The organism is Hydrophilobacter chitinilyticus (assembly GCF_049860745.1).
GTDB lineage: Bacteria > Pseudomonadota > Gammaproteobacteria > Burkholderiales > Burkholderiaceae_C > Rhodoferax_B.
The window spans coordinates 5,709,538-5,729,775 of the sequence record NZ_CP187561.1 but is presented as its reverse complement, the minus strand read 5'-3'; the positions used below and the strand labels follow the sequence as shown (position 1 = coordinate 5,729,775).

Below are 20,238 nucleotides of genomic sequence, written 5' to 3'. Positions count from 1 at the left end.
CCAGACCCCCACCAACCCCACTCAGCGCAGGTTTGCCCTTCGCTTCGCGAAGGGTCCCGGCATGTGGGTCGCCTTCTCTTTGGTAACTTTCTCTTGGCGAACCAAGAGAAAGTTACTCGCCGCCGGGCGACTCCCGGCCAGCAGCCTCAATCAACATTTCGAACGCCAATGAAGTGCCTCAAGAAGCCTTAGCCGGCGCAGCCTTGTCGAGCGCCAAATTCAAAGCCAACACATTCACCCGCCCCTCCCCAAAGAACCCCAACCAAGCCGTCTCCGTGTGCTCCGTCACCAACGCCTGCACCTGCGCCAAAGGAAGCGAACGCACGCGCGCAATCCGAGGTGCCTGGTACAACGCAGCCGCCGGCGTAATGTGCGGATCCAACCCGCTCCCCGACGCCGTCACCAAATCCACCGGCACCGCCTGCGTGTTACCCGGATCGGCCGCGCGCAGCGCCTCCACACGGGCCTTGACCGCATCGGCCAGCGCCGGGTTCAGCGGCCCCAGGTTCGAGCCGCTCGATGCCTGCGCGTTGTTGGCCATGGGCGACGTAGCCGAAGGGCGGCCCCAGAAGTGGCCGGGGGCGGTGAAGTTTTGGCCGATGAGCTCCGAGCCCACGACCTTGCCGTTGACGTGCACCAGGCTGCCATTGGCCTGCTCTGGCAGCACCCATTGCGCCACCCCCGTCACCAGCACCGGGTAGGCCACGCCGGTGACCAGGGTCAGCGCTATCAGCACAACCAAGGCCGGGCGCACGATGCCGGCTTTGGCTGGAGTCGCCGTTTTGGTGGTAACGGTTGTCGCTGGTGTTGTGGCAGGCCGTTCAGCCGGGCGGCTCGCAGGAATAGATAAACGAGACATGACAAACACTCCTCAAACAAGACCAGTGACGGTCAACAACAGATCAATCGCCTTGATGCCAATGAATGGCACCAGCAAACCACCCAGGCCGTAAATCGCCAGGTTGCGGCGTAACAGGGCGGCCGCACCAATGGGTTGGTAACGCACGCCTTTAAGGGCCAGCGGGATCAGGAAAATGATGATCAGCGCGTTGAAGATCACCGCCGACAAGATGGCCGACGATGGGCTGTTCAGCGCCATCACGTTCAGCGCGCCGAGCTGCGGATAGGTCGACACAAAAATCGCCGGAATGATGGCGAAGTACTTCGCCACGTCGTTCGCAATCGAGAACGTGGTGAGCGAGCCGCGCGTCATCAAGAGCGCCTTGCCGGTCTCCACCACTTCGAGCAACTTGGTCGGGTTGGAGTCCAGGTCGACCATGTTGCCGGCTTCCTTGGCGGCTTGGGTACCGCTGTTCATCGCCACGGCCACGTCGGCTTGCGCCAGGGCGGGGGCGTCGTTGGTGCCGTCGCCCGTCATGGCCACCAAGTGGCCGTCGCTTTGGTATTGGCGGATCAGGCGCAGCTTGTCTTCGGGCGTGGCTTCGGCCAGGAAGTCGTCCACGCCGGCTTCGGCGGCGATGGCGGCGGCGGTGAGTTTGTTGTCGCCGGTGATCATCACGGTCTTGATGCCCATGCGGCGCAGTTCAACAAAGCGCTCTTTGATACCGGTCTTCACCACGTCTTTGAGTTCGACGATGCCCAGCACCTTGCTGCCTTCGCACACGGCCAGTGGCGTACTGCCACGGCGTGCCACTTCGTCGGCGTGGCGGGCCACCTCGGTCGGCCAGTGGCCGCCTTGTTGCATCACGTGTTGGCGCACGGCGTCCACCGCGCCTTTGCGCAGTGCGCGGATGGTTTGCAGCGATCCCTCCACACCCGGCACATCGGCGCCGCTCATGCGGGTTTGCGCGGTGAAGGGGATGACGATCGTGCCGGCATCCGCCGTGGCGGTTTGGCCGTTCTTTTGCGCCAGCGCCACGATGCTGCGGCCTTCGGGTGTTTCGTCGGCCATTGAGGCTTGCAAAGCGCAGGCGCTCAGGCGGGCGAGGGACACGCCCGGCGCCGCAAAGAAGGCGCTGGCCTGGCGGTTGCCGTGGGTGATGGTGCCGGTCTTGTCGAGCAGCAACACGTCCACATCACCCGCAGCTTCTACCGCGCGGCCCGAGGTGGCGATCACATTGGCTTGCATCATGCGGCTCATGCCGGCCACGCCCACGGCCGACAACAAGCCGCCGATGGTGGTGGGGATCAAACACACCAGCAGGGCCACCAGGGCGGTCATGCTGACCACGCTACCGGCTTGCGCGGCGTCCACACTGAAGGCCGAGAACGGCAGCAGCGTAACAGTGACGACCAGGAACACAATGGTCAGCGCCACCAGCAGAATGGTCAGCGCGATTTCGTTCGGTGTCTTCTGGCGCTTGGCGCCTTCGACCATGCTGATCATGCGGTCGAGAAACGACTCGCCGGGGTTGACGCTGATGCGCACCACCAGCCAGTCGGACAACACCGTGGTGCCGCCGGTCACGGCCGAGAAGTCGCCGCCCGACTCGCGCACCACGGGGGCCGACTCGCCGGTGATGGCGCTCTCATCAACCGAGGCCACGCCTTCGATCACTTCGCCGTCCAGCGGCACCATGTCGCCCGCGCTGACCAGCACCACGTCGCCCTTGCGCAGGTTGGTGGCGGGCTCTGGCAGCCACTTGGCCAGGTGGTGTGGTTCGTGCAGCTTCTTTGCCCAGGTGCTGGTTTTCAGGCCACGCAACGAGGCAGCTTGCGCCTTGCTGCGGCCTTCGGCCAGGGCTTCGGCAAAGTTGGCGAAGAGCACGGTGAACCACAGCCACACGGTCACGCCGAAGATGAAGCCCGCGTTAGGCGCGTCGGCAGAGTTCGGCATTTGCAGCGCGTAGACCCACAGCAACGTGGTCAAGATGCTGCCGACGTAGACGACAAACATCACCGGGTTGCGCCGTTGCACATTGGGGCTCAGCTTGGTGAGCGAAGCCCATAGCGCAGGTTTGAGCAGCGCCAGAGCCCAGGGGCTTGTTTTAGTTGTTGATTGCATAGTTTTCTCCCGTGGCGACTCAGTGCGCCGTCCACAACATCAGGTGTTCCACCACCGGGCCCAACGCCAGTGCTGGCACATAGTTCAGCAAGCCCACCAGCAGCACCGTGCCCACCAGCAGCGTGACAAACAGCGGGCCGTGTGTGGGCAAGGTGCCCGGCGTGACCGGCAAGCGCGGCTTGGCGGCCAGCGCACCGGCAATTGCCAGCACCGGCACGATCACACCGAAGCGGCCAATCCACATCACCACGCCCAGCAGCGCGTTGTAGAACGGTGTGTTGGCCGAGAGACCAGCAAAGGCGCTGCCGTTGTTGTTGCCGGCCGAGGTCAAGGCGTACAAGATTTCGCTGAAGCCGTGTGCGCCAGGGTTGGCAATGCCGGCGCGGCCCGCCTCGGTCGACACGGCAATGGCCGTGCCCAGCAACACCACCAGCGGCGTGACCAGGATGGTGATGGAGGTGAGCTTCATCTCGCGCACTTCGATCTTCTTGCCCAGGTATTCAGGTGTGCGGCCAATCATCAGCCCGGCGATGAACACCGCCAGAATGGCAAACACCAACATGCCGTACAGGCCCGTGCCCACACCGCCAAACACCACCTCGCCCAACTGCATCATCACCAGCGGCACCATGCCGCCCAGGGGTGTGAAAGAGTCGTGCATGGCATTGACCGCGCCGCACGAAGCGGCGGTGGTGATCACGGCAAACAGGCTGGTGGCGTTGATGCCAAAGCGCACCTCTTTGCCTTCCATGTTGCCGCCGGCTTGGGCGGCGCTGGCCAACTGGTCAACACCCAGAGACGTGAGCAAGGGGTTGCCCGCTTGTTCAGCCGGTGTGGCGATGAGCACACCCACCACAAACATCATGCCCATGGCGGCCAGCAGCACCCAGCCTTGGCGCTTGTCGCCCACGGCGCTGCCGAAGGTGAAACACAGCGCGGCCGGAATCAAGAAGATCGCCAGCATCTGCAAGAAGTTGCTGAACGCCGTGGGGTTCTCATACGGGTGCGCCGAGTTGGCGTTGAAGAAGCCGCCGCCGTTGGTGCCCAGGAACTTGATGGCCACTTGCGAGGCCACAGGGCCCATGGCCAGGGTTTGCGTGGCGGTGGTGGCGTCCACCATCTCAGGCTTGCCCTGTGCGTCGAGCAGGGGTTGGCCGTCGGCACCGGTTTTGGGTTGCTGGTAGGCGGTGGACTCCAGCGTGGTCACGGTTTCATAAGGGCTGAAGTTTTGCACCACACCGCTGGCCGCAAAGCACAGCGCGAACACCAGCGACAGCGGCAACAGCAGCCACAAGGTGATGCGGGTCAGGTCGACCCACAGGTTGCCCAGGCCATGGCTGGCGCGCGCGGCAAAGCCGCGAATCAACACAAAGGCCACGGCAATGCCCGAGGCGGCCGAGACGAAGTTCTGCACCGTGAAGCCGAGCATTTGCGTGAGGTAACTCATGGTCGCCTCGCCGCTATAGCCTTGCCAGTTGGTGTTGGTGACAAAGCTGACGGCCGAGTTGAAAGCCGAGTCGGGCGACACGCCGGGCATGCCGGCGGGGTTGAGCGGCAGCACGCCTTGCAGGCGTTGTAGCGCGTAGACAAACAACGTGCCCAGCACGCTGAACACCAGCAGCGCCAGTGCGTAGGTTTTCCAGCCCATGCTGTGGGCGGGGTCTACCCCGGCCAGGCGGAAGAGGGGGGCTTCGACGCGTTGCACCCAGCGTGGCACACGGCCGTCGAGCAGGGCTTTGAGCCACAGGCCGACGGGCCATGCGGCGACCAGCAGCACAACCGAGAAAAAGGCCAGAAGCAGCCAGGCAGAGGTGTTCATCAAAACTCCTCGGCGCAGATCAGCGCGTAGACCAGGTAGGCCAGCAGCAGAACGGCGCACAGACCGCCGAAGCCGTACAACACTTCGAGGTGGATCATGATTGGCCTCCGCTGCTCTGCGAGTGGGGAGGGAGCTTTTCCAGGGCGATGGCGCCACACGCCAATAGGGCCCACAGGGCGACGATGGCCCCAATCCAGACGACGTCCATAGACGCCTCACTTTCTTAAAACGACAACGGTCTAAGCGTAGGTCTGGGGGTATAAAAGCGGCGCAGAGACTGTGCGGGGGCGTGTAAAAAAAATATAAAAATTAACGTTAACGCTGCGAGTCTTGGGCTGCACAATATTCGTGTGAACGCATTGAGCCCGAGCACCTGGCAGGCATGGCGCAGTTTTTCGCTTCTGCGCTTTTGGCCACGCCTGTGGATGCTTTGGCAGAGACAACTTTGTGGACGCCGCTTGGTTCGGCGGCTAGGAATAAAAAATGACAAATGACGCCCGCCCGGTTCGCCGGTTTCGCTCGCAAGACTGGTTCGACAACCCCGACCACATTGACCTGACCGCGCTGTACCTTGAGCGCTTCATGAACTACGGCATCACCCCGGCCGAGTTGCGCTCGGGTCGGCCCATCATCGGCATTGCGCAATCGGGCAGCGACCTGAACCCCTGCAACCGCGTGCACCTGGAACTGGCCAAGCGTGTGCGCGAGGGCATTCGCGATGCCGGTGGCATTGCGATGGAATTCCCGGTGCACCCCACGTTTGAGAATTGCCGACGCCCCACAGCCGCGATCGACCGCAACCTGGCCTACATGGGCCTGGTGGAAATTCTGCACGGCTACCCGCTGGATGCGGTGGTGTTGACCACGGGCTGCGATAAATCCACACCTTCGCAAGTGATGGCGGCGGCGACCATGGATTTGCCGGCGATGGTGTTGTCGGGCGGGCCGATGTTGGACGGCTGGTTTGAAGGCGAACTGGTGGGCTCGGGCTCGGCCATCTGGAAGAGCCGCAAGCTGTTGGCTGCGGGCAAGATCGACGAGGCCAAGTTCCTCGACATCGCCACCGCGTCCGCGCCGTCGGTCGGCCATTGCAACACCATGGGCACGGCGTCCACCATGAACGCCATCGCTGAAGTGTTGGGGCTTTCGTTGACGGGCTGTGCGGCCATTCCGGCGCCGTACCGCGAGCGCGGGCAGATCGCCTATGAAACCGGCAAACGCATTGTGGCGCTGGCGATGGAGGACATTCGGCCCTCGTCCATCTTGACGCGCGACGCGTTTCTGGACGCGATTGTGGTTAACGCCGCGATTGGCGGCTCCACCAATGCGCAGCCCCATTTGATGGCCATGGCGCGGCATGCCGGTGTGGATTTGCGCCCCAGCGATTGGACCGAGTTTGGCTTTAATGTGCCGCTGCTGTTGAACATGCAGCCGGCTGGAAAATACTTAGGCGAAGCCTTCCACCGCGCGGGCGGTGTGCCGGCGGTGATGTACGAGCTTGAGCGTGTGGGGCTGTTGCGCAGCGCGCGCGCTACGGTGACAGGCAAGACCATGCGTGAGAACCTGCAGGGGCGCGAAGCGAATAACCGCGAGGTGATTTGCACGTTCGAGCAACCGCTGAAAACGCAGGCCGGTTTCATGGTGCTCAGTGGCAACCTGTTCGACTTTGCCATCATGAAGACCAGCGTGATCTCCGACGAGTTTCGCGCGCGCTACTTGAGCCAGCCCGGCCACGAGGATCAGTTCGAGTGCCGCGCCATCGTGTTTGAAGACTCGGACGACTACCAGGCGCGCATCAACGACCCCGCGCTGAACATCGACGAAAACTGCATTCTGGTGATCCGAGGTGCTGGCCCCGTGGGCTGGCCGGGCTCGGCCGAAGTGGTGAACATGCAGCCGCCAGACGCGCTGCTCAAGCGCGGCATCAGCAGCTTGCCCACGCTGGGCGACGGGCGGCAGTCTGGCACGTCAGACAGCCCGTCCATCTTGAACGCATCGCCCGAAAGTGCCGTGGGTGGTGGCCTGGCTTTGCTGCGCACCGGCGACACGATTCGTGTGGACTTGACCACCGGCCGTTGCGACATGCTGGTGGCGGACGACGTGCTGGCGGCCCGTAAAGCCGAGCCGCCCATTCCCATTCGCCCAAGCCAAACCCCGTGGCAAGAAATCTACCGCTCTACCGTGGGGCAGTTGCAGTCAGGTGCCTGCATGGAGTTGGCGGTGAAGTACCGTGGGGTGGCGAATACGCCGCCGCGCCATAACCATTGAGGCCACTGAGCGCCTGGGTTTTTTGTACCTGTGGTCAAGTCATCAACTGGTGGCCAGCCATTCGCAAAATGCAACGGCTTCGGGCCGCTGCGCGGCCTGCGGCGACAAGATCCAGTGGTAGCTTTTTTTGTCGGTGACGCGCTCCGCAAACGGCATCACCAAAAGGCCGCTGGCCAACTCGTCCACCAAGAAATGCGGGTTGCCGAGGCCGATGCCTAGGCCTTGAATGGCGCCCTGCACGGCCAGGTGGATGTGGTCGAACACCAGTTCGTTTTTGCCCTGCAGGTGCTGGACTTGGGCGTCTTCTAGCCAGTCGGGCCAGGCCTGGGGGTTGGAGCGGCTGTGCAGCAGCGTGTAGTGCGCCAGGTCTGCTGGGGTCTTGGGCCCCGGTGTGTTGGCGGCGAGCCAGGCGGGGCTGCACACGGGTGTGAGTTGATCGGGTAGAAACGCGCCGCAGGTCACGCCGCGCCAAGCGGGCCGGATTTGGGTTTTGTGTAGCTCATCCGGCGTGAAGCAGCGAATGGAAATGTCGAACGCGGCGGGGTCGAACTCGGTGAGGCTGGCGGTGGTCACCAACTGCACGTCGACCGCCGGCACCTGCGCGCAGAAAGCCGACAGCCGGGGAATGAGCCATTGCGAGGCCAGCGTGGAGGTGGAGTTGACGCTGAGGGTGTGGCGCCGCGTCAGCCGCTCCAGCCGCGCGGTGGCTTGGGCCATGCGCTCAAAAGCATCGCTCAAACCTGGCAGATAGGCCGCGCCTAAATCGGTCAGGGCCAGCTTGCGGCCCACGCGCTGCACCAGCGTCACGCCGAGCCAGGCTTCCAAAGCCTTGATCTGGTGGCTCACCGCGCTTTGCGTCACGCTCAACTCTTGCGCGGCGCGGGTCACGCTTTCCAGCCGTGCGGCGGCTTCAAACGCGCGCAGCATGTTCAGCGGGGGCAGGCGGCGGCCAGGTGTAGCGACGGGGTTAGGTGTTTTGGAATGAATAGAACTCATGGTTTAGCAAGAATTCGTCGATATTCATGAAGCCACGCCGCAAATAGCATCTGCGGCATGCGACATCAACCCGAAAAGAGTTTTATAGATTTTCTCATCATTTGCCAGGTGAGCGATATCGGCAATGGCGGCAACGTGAGCGCACCAGCAACACGCAGACGGCGCAGGCGCGTGGCGGTTTGGCGGCGTGTTTTACGCCGGGTGTGGAATCGTCAAAAGGGTTCGCGCATGGCTGCGCGCCAAACCCGGGCAGCCTAGATCTCGGCCTTGAGGTAGTGCGCCCCGGCAATGGGGTTGTGGTAGTAGGGCGGAATGTCGACGAAGCCCAGGTCGTCGTACAGCGCGCGGGCGGCTTCCATGTCGTCCAGCGTGTCGAGCAGCACGCGGTCGTAGCCGTTGGCGCGGGCCTCGTCCATGATGGCTTCGGCCAGCTGGCGGCCCAGGCCCATGCCGCGAAAGGCTTGGCGCACGTACAGGCGTTTCATCTCGCAGGCGTTGGGGTAGTCCACGTCGTCCAGCGGGCGCAGCGCCACGCAGCCGGCCACTGCGCCGTCCACCAGTGCCAGCAACAACGCGCCGCGCGGGGCGTCGTATTCACCGGGCAGGTTGGCGAGTTCTTCGTCGAAAGATTGAAAACACAGGTCTACCGCCAGTTGCGCCGCGTACTCTTTGAAGATGGCGCGCGTGGCCTCCCATTCTTCAGCCGTTGCAGGGGTGTGGAAGGTGACGGACGGGGTATTCAAAACAACAAAACGCCTATGCAGTGGAAGAACGGTTTCAGTTTAGCCCAGCACTTTGTTCTCTTTCAACCGCCTAAGCTCACCAGCCACGCCGTGCCCGCCGCAGTCAGGCCAATCACCACCAAGGCCACGATGCGGGCCACGGCGTCGTCGCGCGAAGATTGTTCGGGGTGGTCGAGCACCTTGTCGCCCACCACCATGGGTTTGACCAGCTGCTTTTTGCGCCACACGTAGAAAGCGATGGCTACCAGGTGCAACACCACCAAGCCAATCACCAACCACTGGCCCACGGCCTTGTGGTACCAGGTGGCCAGGCTCACGGTGGCGTTGGGCACAAAACGCGTCAACGGGCCGGCAAATGAAATCTCGTCGTCGCTGATGAGGCCGCTGCCCACTTGCACGGCCAGCACCAGCAGCAGCGCAAAAACCGAGCCAGCGCCCAGTGGCGTGTGGCCCACAGAATGCGCCGGCTCACCTTGGCCGCGCAGGTAGCGCAAGACGGAAGCGGGCGAATAAATGAAGTTGGCAAAACGCGACCAATGACCGCCCACCAAACCCCACACCAGGCGAAACGCCAGCAGCGCCAACACCGCATAACCCAGGCGGAAGTGCCAGACCATGGCGTCGCCACCCACTTTGGCGGTGACCACCAGGCCGATCACGCAGGCGGCCAAAGACCAATGAAAGAGACGGGTGGGCAAGTCCCACACTCGGACGAGGTATTGCATCGTGGAGATTCCTTGTAAGTTCCCTGTTACTTTGGCACGCATGTTGCCTCAAATACAGGTAAATTGCGCGGTGCGCGCAGTGTCCCAGCCGTTTGCTTGGATTCGTTTTGGCAACAGAACTTTTAACAACAAAGACACTCCGTACCGTTAGTCTTGTCAGCAGCACAAAGAACGTGTTTGCGATCCCCGTGGGGTCGCGTTGGGGTGCAATCGGGATGAGTTGATTGTCAGAGACCGCAGCATGGGCTCCCTGCCCATGCAAGGGCTATGGCAGACAAATCGCCCGATTTCACCCTAACCCGGAGGGCAGGTACCTTATCGGGCGCCCTGCGGCGTTACAAAACCAGCCAAGGCACAAGCCTTGGCTTGGGTTTTGCGCCTAGCAGTGCATCCCGATAAGGTACCTGCGCGGCCCCACGGGGATCGTAAACACGTTCTACAAATCAACCACCCACGAAAGACAGCCTATGAAGACTCTTGCCTCGTTTGTATTGGCCGCCGCCGCAGTGGCCGCAAGCGCGCCAGCCTCGGCCCAGTTTGCCAAGCCGGAAGACGCCATCAAATACCGCCAAAGCGCGTTGTTTGTGATGGCCCAACACTTTGGCCGCGTGGGCGCCATGGCCAACGGCCGTGTGCCTTTTGACGCCAAGGCGGCGCAAGAGAATGCCGACATCGTGGCCGAAATGGCCAAGTTGCCTTGGGCGGCTTTCGGCCCCGGCACCGACAAGGCGGCCAAAACCGGTGCCAAGCCCGAAATCTGGACCGAGCAAGCCAAGTTCAAAGAGCACAGCGACAAGCTGATCGCTGAAACCGGCAAGCTCGCCGCTGCCGCCAAGATGGGCAACGTGGATGCGCTGAAAGCCGCCTTCGGCACCACAGCCGCCAGTTGCAAGGCTTGCCACGACAGCTTCCGCACGCAGTAAGCTGCCGCGTTGAATTAAAAAGCCCCACGGTTTTGACACCGTGGGGCTTTTGCTTTGCGCTTCATTCACCAGGCGCAAAAGGCCGATTTACTTGGAAGCCAGTGCTTGCTCCAGCGCATCGATGAACAGCGCTGGCACATCACAACCCGTCTGGTCGTGGATCTCTTGAAAGCACGTTGGGCTGGTGACATTGATTTCGGTCACGTAGTCGCCAATCACGTCCACGCCGGCCAGCAACAAACCGCGCGCCAACAAGATGGGGCCGAGCGCTTCGCCGATTTCGCGGTCACGCGCCGACAGTGGTTGCGCCACGCCCTTGCCGCCAGCCGCCAGGTTGCCGCGCACTTCGCCGCCTTGGGGAATGCGCGCCAGGCAGAACGGCACGGGCTTGCCGCCGATCACCAGCACGCGTTTGTCGCCCTTGTCGATCTCGGGCAGAAACTTCTGCACCATCACGCTTTCGCTGCCGTTTTTGTTCAGCGTCTCGATGATGCTGCCCAGGTTCAAGCCATCGGCCTTGACGCGGAAGATGCCCATGCCACCCATGCCGTCCAGCGGCTTCAAGATGATGTCTTGGTGCTCGGCGTGGAAGCGGCGAATGTCGTCGGCGCTGCGCGTCACCAGCGTAGGGCCGATGAACTGCGGAAACTCCATGATGGCCAGCTTCTCGGGGTGGTCGCGCAAGGCCCGTGGCTTGTTGAACACCTTGGCGCCTTCGCGCTCGGCCTGCTCCAGCAAGTGTGTGGAGTAGAAGTACTCGGAATCAAACGGTGGGTCTTTGCGCATGATCACGGCGCCAAAGTCTTTCAGCGGGCGCGTGGCTTCGCCGGTTAGTTCGCCCGTGAGTGGCGCGCTTTCGGTGAACCAGTTGTCGGCATCGCCGGTGAGGTGGATGTCACGCACTTTGGCGCGCACCACGTCGCCACGCTGCCACACCATGTGCTGCGGCTCGCAGGCGGTGATGGTGTGGCCGCGGCGCTGCGCTTCGCGCATCATCGAGAAAGTGGTGTCCTTGTAGATCTTGAAGGACTCGAGCGGGTCGGCGACAAACAGAATATTCATGAACAAGCCTATGGGTTAGAGGTTCTCAGGCGACGTCGGCCCTTGGTTTACGCGCGTACTGTTGCACAAAAAGCGCCAGCACGCCGGCCACCACCCCCCAAAAGGCCGAGCCGATACCGGCTATTACCACGCCGCTGAGCGTGACCAAAAAAGTGATGAGTGCGGCCTCGCGCGTGGGCTCGTCCTTCACCGCTTGTGCCAAACCGCTGCCAATGGTGCCCAGCAACGCCAGCCCGGCAATCGCCGCCACCAGCTCTTTGGGAAAGGCCGTGAGCAAGCCCGTGACGGTGGCGCCAAAGATGCCAATGACCACGTAAATCAAACCACACGCCACGGCAGCGGTGTAGCGTTTATTCGCGTCTTCATGCGCCTCGCGGCCCATGCAAATGGCGGCGGTGATGGCGCTGAGGTTCAGCGCAAACGCGCCGAATGGTGCCAGCAGCAAACCCGCCACACCGGTGAGCGTGATCACCTTGGAAATCGGAATGCCGTCGGGCCCTCCGTAACCGGCCGCTTGAATGGCCGCCACACCGGGCAGGTTTTGCGAGGCCATGGTCACCACAAACAAAGGCAGCGCCAGGCTGATGACGGCGCTGATGCTGAACTCGGGCCAGATGAACACCGGCCGCGCCAACTCCAACACCAGGCTGCCGGTGGCCAACTGGCCGCGCAGCGCCACATACACAATGCCCACCAGCAGTGTGGCGACCACCGCGTAGCGCGGCGCCAGGCGTTTGCCCAGCAGGTAGACCATCAACATCAGCACCACCAGCGGCAACGCGGTTTGCGCAGCGGTAAACGCCTGCAAGCCAAACCGCGCCAGCACCCCCGCCAGCAATGCCGAGGCCAGCGCCACCGGGATGCGCCGCATGATGCGCTCGAACCAACCGGTCACGCCGCAGAGCGTGATCAAGCCCGCGCAGACGATGAACGCGCCCACGGCGTGCCCCATGTTGAAGCCGCCCGCCACGCCCGCCGTGGCCAGTACCGCCGCGCCGGGGGTCGACCAGGCCACCATCACCGGCTTGCGCAGCCACAGCGACGGCAGCGCCGAACACAGCCCCATGCCCAGGCCCAAGGCCCACATCCAAGAAGTGATTTGTTCGGGCGTGGCCTGAAACGCTTGCGCCGCCTGGAACACGATGGCGACCGAACTGGTGAAGCCCACCAGCACCGCCACGAAGCCGGCGGTGAAGGCCGACAGATTGATGTCTCTTATAAATCGCATGGCCGCGATTGTGCCGTGGCAGGCTGCGTCTTGCCGGCCCACCAAGCCCGAGCGCAGCAGGGGTGGTTTTCGTTCTGGTGTCTAATGCAGGCCCTTGAGTCGCCCGATGGCTCATCGATGATGCACGATGAAGGCGTCAAGGGTAGAAACGCGATGAGCGAGGCTGGACGAGGCCCCATGAGCCCCAACCAGCCCATATCGCTCTTAACAAGAATATGACGCAGACAAACGTTTTTGATTTCTCGGCCACCCACGTGGCACAACTCGCCCAGGCTGACGCGGCCCGGGCCCTCGCAGAAGACATCGGCGCCGGCGACCTGACCGCCGCTCTGGTCGACCCCCACCGCCGCGCCCACGCCAAGATCCTGGCACGCGAAGCCGCCGTGTTGTGTGGCGCGCCGTGGGTGGAAGCCACCGTTCGCCATCTCGACCCCTCGGCCCGCTTGCAATGGCATGTGGGCGAAGGCGAAACCTGCGCCGTCAACCAAGTGGTGCTGGAGATCGAAGGCAACGCGCGTGCACTGCTCAGCGCCGAGCGCACGGCGCTGAACTTTCTGCAACTGCTGAGCGCGGTGGCCAGTCGCACCGCGCTGCATGTGCAGGCGGTGCAGGGCACCCAAACCCAGATTGTCGACACGCGCAAAACCTTGCCCGGCCTGCGCTTGGCGCAAAAGTACGCCGTGCGCACGGGCGGCGGCACCAACCACCGCATTGGTTTGTTCGACGCGGTGCTGGTCAAAGAAAACCACATTGCCGCAGCCGGTGGCATCACCGCCGTGATGCGCCAGGTGGCGGCCTCTGCCGACATCACCCAACGCGCGAGCTTTGTGGAGATTGAAGTCGAGACCCTGGCCGAGCTGGACGAAGCCCTGGCCGCAGGCGCCGACATGCTGCTGCTCGACAACATGCCGCTGGCCGATCTGCATGAAGCCGTGCGCCGCAACACACTGCGCGGCGAGCAACGTGCGGTGCTCGAAATTTCGGGCGGCGTCACGCTGGAGAGTCTGCCCGCGCTGGCGCAGACCGGTGTCGACCGCATCTCGGTGGGCGCCTTGACCAAAGACGTCAAGGCCACCGATTTCTCGATGCGCTTCCAAGACCTTTAATCTTCCCAGTGATGGGCCGCTGGCCACACCGCTCTCGAACGTTATGCAAGATCTGATGACCGTGGAATACGAGCAGCCGGACACCGTGCTCGTCACCGAAGAAACTGGCGCCACCTGCGCCCCGCGCCACGCCTGGGCGCGTGTGCCGGTCGAGCCGAGCCAAGAGGAGCGTGTGGCGCTGAAGGCGCGCATCCGCCGCCTGCTGAAAGAGCAGAACGCCGTGATGGTGTCGCACTTCTACGTGCACCCCGATCTGCAAGACCTGGCCGAAGAAACCGGCGGTCTGGTGAGCGACTCGCTGGAGATGGCACGCTTTGGCCGCGACCACGCCGCACAGACGCTGGTGGTCTCTGGGGTGCGCTTCATGGGCGAGACGGCAAAAATTTTGTCGCCCCACAAACGCATCTTGATGCCAGACCTCGGCGCCAATTGCTCACTCGACCTGGGCTGCCCCATCGACGCGTTCAATGCCTTCTGCGACGCCCACCCCGACCGCACCGTGGTGGTCTACGCCAACACCAGCGCCGAGGTGAAGGCCCGCGCCGACTGGCTGGTCACCTCCAGTTGCGCGCTGGACGTGGTCAATGCGCTGAAGGCGCAGGGGCACAAAATTCTGTGGGCACCCGACAAACATCTGGGCGACTACATCCAGCGCGAAACCGGCGCCGACATGGTGTTCTGGCGCGGCTCGTGCATCGTGCACGACGAGTTCAAGGCCTTTGAACTCGAAGCCTTGAAGCTTGAGCACCCACACGCCAAAGTGCTGGTGCACCCCGAGTCGCCCGCCGACGTGGTGGCGCTGGCTGATGCCGTGGGTTCCACCTCGGCACTGCTCAAAGCCGCACGCGAGATGAACGCTAGTACTTTCATCGTGGCCACCGACAACGGCATGATGCACAAGCTGCGCAGCCTGAACCCCGGCAAAACCTTTATTGAAGCGCCCACCGCCGGCAACAGCGCCACGTGCAAAAGCTGCGCGCATTGCCCGTGGATGGCCATGAACAGCCTGGCCGATGTGGCGCGGGTGCTGGAAACCGGCGCCAACGAAGTGCTGGTGAACCCAGACCTCGGCCTGCGTGCCCGTGTGCCCATCGACCGCATGCTGGCCTTTACCGCCGCCCTGAAAAACGGCCAGCCCGTGGGCGCACTGGTACCGCACATCGGCGCGGCCTAAACTTCTGGCATGGACCCCATCCGCGCGCTGATCGACTTCAGCGACCCTCGCCAACCACACGGCCCGCGCTTACGCCACGCCTTTGCGGCGCCGCGCCAGCATTTGGTGGCGCACACGCTAGCGGAGGTGCAGCCGGTGCTGGCTGCCGTGCAGGCCGCTGCCGAGCAGGGCCAGTGGTGCGTGGGTTATGTGCGCTACGAAGCCGCGCCGGCTTTTGATGCGGCGCTGCAGGTGCACCAGCCCGATGGGCCGTTGGCGTCGTTCATGGTGTTTGATGCGGCGCTGCCATGGCCCGAAAGCTCCACCGCAACCACAGCAGAGGCCGCGCGCATCGATTGGCAGGGCTTCTTGCCACGCGCCGACTTCGACCGTTCGATGGCAGCGTTGCTGCAGGCCATCGGCAACGGCGAGCTTTACCAGGTCAACTACACCGCTGCCATGCTGGGGCATTTCAGCGGCCAGCCGCGTGCCTTGTTTGAGGCCCTGCAAAAGGCGCAACCGGGTGGTTATTCCATGGCACTGGACTACGGTGAGCACCACGTGTTGTCGGTCTCGCCCGAGCTTTTTTTCGACTGGCGTGGTGGCGAATTGCTTGCCCGCCCGATGAAGGGCACGGCCCCGCGCAGCGACGACGCCACTGAAGACGCGGCGCTGGCGGCGCACCTGCGCGAGTCGCCCAAAGAGCGTGCCGAAAACGTGATGATTGTCGACCTGCTGCGCAACGACATGTCACGTGTGGCCGAGCCCTTCAGCGTCACCGTGCCCAAGCTGTTCCAGACCGAAGCGCTGCCCACGGTGTGGCAAATGACGTCCGATGTCGCCGCCCGCACACGCCCCGGCTGCACGCTGGTGGATGTGTTTACGGCGCTGTTCCCCTGTGGCTCCGTCACGGGCGCGCCTAAGGTGCAAGCCATGCGCATGATCCGCTCGCTCGAGCCCGCGCCGCGTGGTGTGTACTGCGGTGCGCTGGGTGTGGTGCGGCCCGATGGGCTAGGCCAGTTCCGCGCCACGTTCAACGTGCCGATCCGCACCGTGACCCTGCAAGGTGACGCCGCGCGCTGCGGCATTGGCAGCGGCATCACGGCCGACGCCACGGCCGAAGGCGAGTGGCGCGAGTGGCAGAACAAACAAGCCTTTGTGCAGCGTGCGAGTGCGTCATTCGCGCTGCTGGAAACGCTGGCGCTGGTGGACGGCACGCTGCGTAACGGTGAAGCCCATTTGGCGCGCTTAGCTGCTGCCGCCGCGCACTTTGGTCGCCCATTCAACGACGCCCACGTACGCCAGGCGCTGCAGGCCGTGCACCGCGCGCAGGGCGCTTGGCGGATTCGCTTGTTGCTCGATGCGCAAGGCCACGCCACAGCCGAGGGGTATGCGTTGGAGGCTTCGCCTGCACAAGTCAAACTGCAACTGGCAGACCGGCCGCTGATCGAGGCGCACACCGAGTTTGTGCGCTTCAAAACCACGCGCCGAGCGCACTACGACGCTTTGGCGCCGACGAAACCGGGTGCGTTCGACATGCTGTTGTGGAACCCTGCGGGCGAGATCACCGAGTGCACACGCGGCAACATCGCGTTGCTGCTCGATGGCCGCTGGGTCACGCCGCCTTTGCAGTGTGGCTTGCTCAATGGCGTGGGCCGCGCGCAGGCTCTGCGTGAGGGGCGTGTGGCGGAAGCGGTGGTCACGCTGCAAGACCTGTCGCGTGTCCAGGCCTTGGCTTTCGTCAACAGCTTGCGCGGCTGGATTCCAGCCGAGCTGCTGCCGTCCTAAAGCTTAGATTTCAATCTTCGAGCCCAGCTCGACCACCGAGTTACTCGGCAGCATCAAGAAGTCGGCAGCCGCACCCGCGTTGCGGTGCATCTGCGCAAACAGTTTTTCGCGCCACGGCGCCATGCCGCTACCGATGGTGGGCACCACGGTGTCGCGTGACAGGAAGTAGCTGGTGGTCATGTGCTCCAGCTCGCAGCCACGGCCCTTGATTTGCTCCAGCGCTTTGGGCACGTCGGGGTCGTTTTTAAAGCCGTAGTGCAGTTTCACCTGCCAGCAGTCGTGGCCCAGGGCTTCGATTTCCAGGCGCTTGTCCATGCCGATCCATGGCACCTCGTGGTTGCGTACGGTGACGAACAGGTTGTGCTCGTGCAGTACCTTGTTGTGCTTCAGGTTGTGCAGCAGCGCGTTGGGCACGGTGCCCACTTCGCTGGTCAAGAACACGGCCGTGCCCTCTACGCGCGCGGGCGGGCTCACGAACACCGCTTCCAAGAAACTCGGCAGGTCGATGGCATCGGAGCGCAGCTTCTCGTTGATCAGCGCGCGACCTTGTTTCCAGGTGAGCATGAGCGTGAAGATCACGCCGCCGATGAGCAACGGGAACCAGCCGCCGTCAAACAGCTTCATCAGGTTGGATGCGAAGAAAGCAAAGTCCACCAGGAAGAACCAGCCGGTGGCCATCAGGCACAACCACAGTGGGTAGTTCCAGCGGAAGCGCACCACGTAGAAGGTGAGGATGGTGGTGATCAGCATGTCGGTACACACCGCAATGCCGTAGGCCGAGGCCAGGTTGCTCGACGACTTGAACATCACCACGGCCAACACAATCGCCACGAACAGCGCCCAGTTGACGAACGGAATGTAGATTTGCCCGGCCTCTTTCACATTGGTGTGCTGGATGTTCAGGCGCGGCAGGTAGCCCAGTTGCACCACCTGCTTGGTCACGCTGAACGCGCCGGTGATCAGCGCTTGCGATGCGATCACCGCCGCCAAGGTGGCCAGCAGCACCAGTGGCACCAAGGCCCAGTCGGGGGCCATCATGTAGAACGGGTTTTTCACGGCTTCGGGGTTTTGCAGCAGCAGTGCGCCCTGGCCAAAGTAGTTCATGGTCAGGGCCGGCATGGCGATGGAGAACCAGGCCAGGCGGATCGGCTTCTTGCCAAAGTGCCCCATGTCGGCGTAGAGCGCTTCGGCGCCGGTCACGCACAACACGATGGCGCCCAAGATGATGAAGGTGGTGCCGGGGTTGTCGAACATGAAACCCAGAGCGTAGTGCGGGCTCAGGGCCCACAGAATTTCCGGGTTGTGCGCGATGTGCTTCACGCCCAGCAGCGCAATGGTGCAAAACCACAGCAGTGTGATCGGGCCAAAAAACTTGCCGATGCCGGCGGTGCCGTGTTTTTGCACCGCAAACAGGCCAAACAACACGGCCAGCGTCATCGGGATCACAGCTTTGTGGAAGGCCGGTGAAATGACTTCCAAACCTTCGACGGCCGACAGCACGGAAATGGCCGGCGTGATCACGCCATCGCCATAAAACAGCGAGGTGCCGAAAATGCCCACCAGCAGCAACCGGCGGCGCAGCACCGGCCGGTCTTTGACGGCCTGCGAGGCCAGTGCGAGCATGGCGATCAGGCCGCCCTCGCCGTTGTTGTCGGCGCGCAGCACCAACACCACGTATTTCAGCGAAACAATGACGGTGAGTGTCCAGAAGAAGAGGGACAACACGCCATAGACGTTTTCAGGGGTAAAGGGGACATGGCCGGAGCCAAAGACTTCTTTGACCGCGTACAGCACGCTGGTACCGATGTCGCCGTACACGACACCAATGGCGCCCAGGGTCAAAGCCGCAAGCGAGGATTTTGAATTTTGCACAAACAGATCCCAAGGGGCGGCTGGGCCAGCGCCAAAGGGGTTCTAGTAACTTGAAGGCGTGTATTTTGCGCTTCGGGCGCGCCGGTGCAAGGAACACACCTGAACCACGCTTGGAAAGCAGCGGCGGTGTTGCAACGCAGCAACTGGACGGACGGCTGGTTTCGCCCGAAGTTCTCGTCTGGGAACGGTGTTTGACGGGGTTTGCGTCATCGCGGCAGCGTGGCCCTCTGGTCACGTGGCCGCGACAGGCGGCAAATCAGTCGTAAACCTCGGCGTCCGGGTCGGTGGCTTCCATCTCGTAGCTCGCCGCCACCATGGCCAGGCGCGCGATCACGCCGTACATGTAGAAGCGGTTGGGTGCGCTGGCACCGGGGCGCACGCCAGACTGCGGCATCATCGCGCTCTCGGCAAAGGCCAGGGGCACGTAGCGCGAGCCGGGGATGTTCAGGTCTTCGTCGGTGCCACGGTCGGCGTGGATGCGGTAGAAGCCGCCCACCACGTAGCGGTCCATGGTGTAGACCACGGGCTCGGCCACGGCGTCGTGCACACGTTCGTTGGTCAACACGCCTTCCTGGATGATGACGTCGTGCACCGGCGGTTGGCCGTCTTTGCCCGCCTTGGCTTTGGTTTTGCCTTTGCGGCCCAGGCTTTCCAGGTCTTTGACGTCGCGCACGGTCATGATGCCCATGCCGTCGGTGGCGTCGTCGGCCTTGACGATGACAAACGGCTTCTCGTTGATGCCGTATTCCTTGTACTTGCGGCGCACCTTGGTCAACAGCGCATCGACGTTGGCGGTCAGGCATTCCATGCCCGAACCATCGGCAAAGTTGACTTCACCGCATTTGTTGAACATGGGGTTGATCAACCAGGGGTCGATGCCCAGCAGCTTGCCAAAGCGCTTGGAAATTTCTTCGTAGATGCGGAAGTGGGTGCTCTTGCGGCGCACCGACCAGCCGGCGTGCAGCGGCGGCAGCAGGTATTGCTCGTGCAGGTCTTCCAGAATGCCTGGAGCCCCGGCCGACAGGTCGTTGTTCAGCAGAATCGTGCAGGGGTCGAAGTCTTTCAGGCCCAGGCGGCGTTTGCTGCGGATCACCGGCTCCAGCACGATCTGGTCGCCATTGGGCAGGGCGATCGGCGTGGATTCCTTGATGTCCGGGCTGATGGAGCCCACGCGCACGTTCAAGCCCGCCATGTGGAAGATGCGCTGCAACTGCGCCACACTGCTCAGGTAGAAGGTGTTTTGCGCCTGGTGGCTCTCCGGGATGAGCAGCAGGTTTTTGGCTTCGGGGCAAATCTTCTCAATCGCCGCCATGGCCGACTGCACCGCCAGCGGCAGCAGTTGTGGCGTCAGGTGGTTCCAGCCGCGCGGGAACAGGCTGGTGTCAACCGGCGCAAGCTTGAAGCCCGCGTTGCGGATGTCCACAGCACCGTAAAACGGCGGCGTGTGCTCCATCCACTCCAGGCGAAACCAGCGTTCGATCGCGGGCATGGAATCGAGCACACGTTGCTCAAGCTCGTTGATGGGCCCGGTCAGGGCGGTGACAAGATGGGGAACCATGCGGTGTTCTGGGCGGGGATGGGGGAAGAGGT

At 63.1% G+C, this 20,238-nt stretch carries 16 protein-coding genes; 5 read left to right on the top strand and 11 right to left on the bottom strand.

From position 1 onward, the window contains the following. Window positions 1–178: 178 nt before the first annotated feature. The 4 genes from kdpC to kdpF are packed head-to-tail and all read right to left on the bottom strand — an operon-like array spanning window position 179 to window position 4,882. Window positions 179–859, bottom strand: coding sequence for a potassium-transporting ATPase subunit KdpC (kdpC, locus tag ACPWMG_RS25655; RefSeq protein WP_483302296.1), 681 nt, complete (start codon window positions 857–859; stop codon window positions 179–181). Window positions 860–871: 12 nt separating this feature from the next. Beyond that, a complete protein-coding gene (kdpB, locus tag ACPWMG_RS25650; RefSeq protein WP_483302295.1) occupies window positions 872–2,965 on the bottom strand; it encodes a potassium-transporting ATPase subunit KdpB in 2,094 nt (697 codons plus the stop codon). Between the two features lie 19 nt (window positions 2,966–2,984). Further along, a complete protein-coding gene (gene kdpA, locus ACPWMG_RS25645) occupies window positions 2,985–4,784 on the bottom strand; it encodes a potassium-transporting ATPase subunit KdpA (protein WP_483302294.1) in 1,800 nt (599 codons plus the stop codon). After that, window positions 4,784–4,882 (bottom strand): K(+)-transporting ATPase subunit F, encoded by a 99-nt coding sequence (kdpF, locus tag ACPWMG_RS25640; protein WP_483302293.1) that lies wholly within the window; start codon window positions 4,880–4,882, stop codon window positions 4,784–4,786. The genes kdpA and kdpF overlap by 1 nt, the downstream gene beginning before the upstream one ends. A gap of 385 nt (window positions 4,883–5,267) precedes the next feature. On the opposite strand from kdpF, the gene ACPWMG_RS25635 reads away from it, so the two are divergent. Then, window positions 5,268–7,052: an IlvD/Edd family dehydratase gene (locus ACPWMG_RS25635; protein WP_483302292.1), complete on the top strand. Its 1,785-nt coding sequence runs from the start codon at window positions 5,268–5,270 to the stop codon at window positions 7,050–7,052. A 42-nt stretch (window positions 7,053–7,094) separates the two neighbouring features. Here the strand turns inward: ACPWMG_RS25635 and gcvA are convergent, their stop codons facing one another. From gcvA to ACPWMG_RS25620, 3 genes are all read right to left on the bottom strand, one after another. Further along, on the bottom strand, window positions 7,095–8,048 hold the full coding sequence (gene gcvA, locus ACPWMG_RS25630) for a transcriptional regulator GcvA (protein WP_483302291.1): 954 nt from the start codon (window positions 8,046–8,048) through the stop codon (window positions 7,095–7,097). A gap of 254 nt (window positions 8,049–8,302) precedes the next feature. After that, window positions 8,303–8,791 carry a GNAT family N-acetyltransferase gene (locus ACPWMG_RS25625; protein ID WP_483302290.1) on the bottom strand — a complete coding sequence of 163 codons (489 nt, stop codon included), beginning with the start codon at window positions 8,789–8,791 and terminating at the stop codon, window positions 8,303–8,305. 62 nt (window positions 8,792–8,853) lie between these two features. Further along, complete coding sequence (locus ACPWMG_RS25620) at window positions 8,854–9,516, bottom strand: cytochrome b/b6 domain-containing protein (RefSeq protein ID WP_483302289.1); 663 nt, start codon at window positions 9,514–9,516, stop codon at window positions 8,854–8,856. 467 nt (window positions 9,517–9,983) lie between these two features. Between ACPWMG_RS25620 and ACPWMG_RS25615 the strand changes: the two genes are divergently transcribed. Next, the gene (locus ACPWMG_RS25615) at window positions 9,984–10,439 is read left to right on the top strand and encodes a c-type cytochrome (protein WP_483302288.1); all 456 of its coding nucleotides are present in this window, start codon (window positions 9,984–9,986) and stop codon (window positions 10,437–10,439) included. 87 nt (window positions 10,440–10,526) lie between these two features. On the opposite strand, the gene gshB is transcribed toward ACPWMG_RS25615, so the two are convergent. After that, the gene (gene gshB / locus ACPWMG_RS25610; protein WP_483302287.1) at window positions 10,527–11,501 is read right to left on the bottom strand and encodes a glutathione synthase; all 975 of its coding nucleotides are present in this window, start codon (window positions 11,499–11,501) and stop codon (window positions 10,527–10,529) included. A 25-nt stretch (window positions 11,502–11,526) separates the two neighbouring features. Continuing rightward, on the bottom strand, window positions 11,527–12,729 hold the full coding sequence (locus ACPWMG_RS25605; RefSeq protein ID WP_483302286.1) for a benzoate/H(+) symporter BenE family transporter: 1,203 nt from the start codon (window positions 12,727–12,729) through the stop codon (window positions 11,527–11,529). A gap of 215 nt (window positions 12,730–12,944) precedes the next feature. On the opposite strand from ACPWMG_RS25605, the gene nadC reads away from it, so the two are divergent. From nadC to pabB, 3 genes are read left to right on the top strand one after another with little or no spacing between them, the layout of a single operon-like run. Then, window positions 12,945–13,835 (top strand): carboxylating nicotinate-nucleotide diphosphorylase, encoded by an 891-nt coding sequence (nadC, locus tag ACPWMG_RS25600; protein ID WP_483302285.1) that lies wholly within the window; start codon window positions 12,945–12,947, stop codon window positions 13,833–13,835. Window positions 13,836–13,878: 43 nt separating this feature from the next. Next, on the top strand, window positions 13,879–15,009 hold the full coding sequence (nadA, locus tag ACPWMG_RS25595; RefSeq protein ID WP_483302284.1) for a quinolinate synthase NadA: 1,131 nt from the start codon (window positions 13,879–13,881) through the stop codon (window positions 15,007–15,009). 9 nt (window positions 15,010–15,018) lie between these two features. Next, window positions 15,019–16,776 carry an aminodeoxychorismate synthase component I gene (gene pabB, locus ACPWMG_RS25590; protein WP_483302283.1) on the top strand — a complete coding sequence of 586 codons (1,758 nt, stop codon included), beginning with the start codon at window positions 15,019–15,021 and terminating at the stop codon, window positions 16,774–16,776. Between the two features lie 3 nt (window positions 16,777–16,779). Here pabB and ACPWMG_RS25585 read toward each other — a convergent pair whose 3' ends face one another. Both ACPWMG_RS25585 and gshA read right to left on the bottom strand, forming a co-directional pair. After that, window positions 16,780–18,648, bottom strand: a complete 1,869-nt coding sequence (locus ACPWMG_RS25585) for a potassium transporter Kup (RefSeq protein WP_483302282.1) — start codon at window positions 18,646–18,648, stop codon at window positions 16,780–16,782. A gap of 256 nt (window positions 18,649–18,904) precedes the next feature. Next, window positions 18,905–20,206, bottom strand: coding sequence for a glutamate--cysteine ligase (gene gshA, locus ACPWMG_RS25580; protein ID WP_483302281.1), 1,302 nt, complete (start codon window positions 20,204–20,206; stop codon window positions 18,905–18,907). Window positions 20,207–20,238 lie beyond the last annotated feature (32 nt).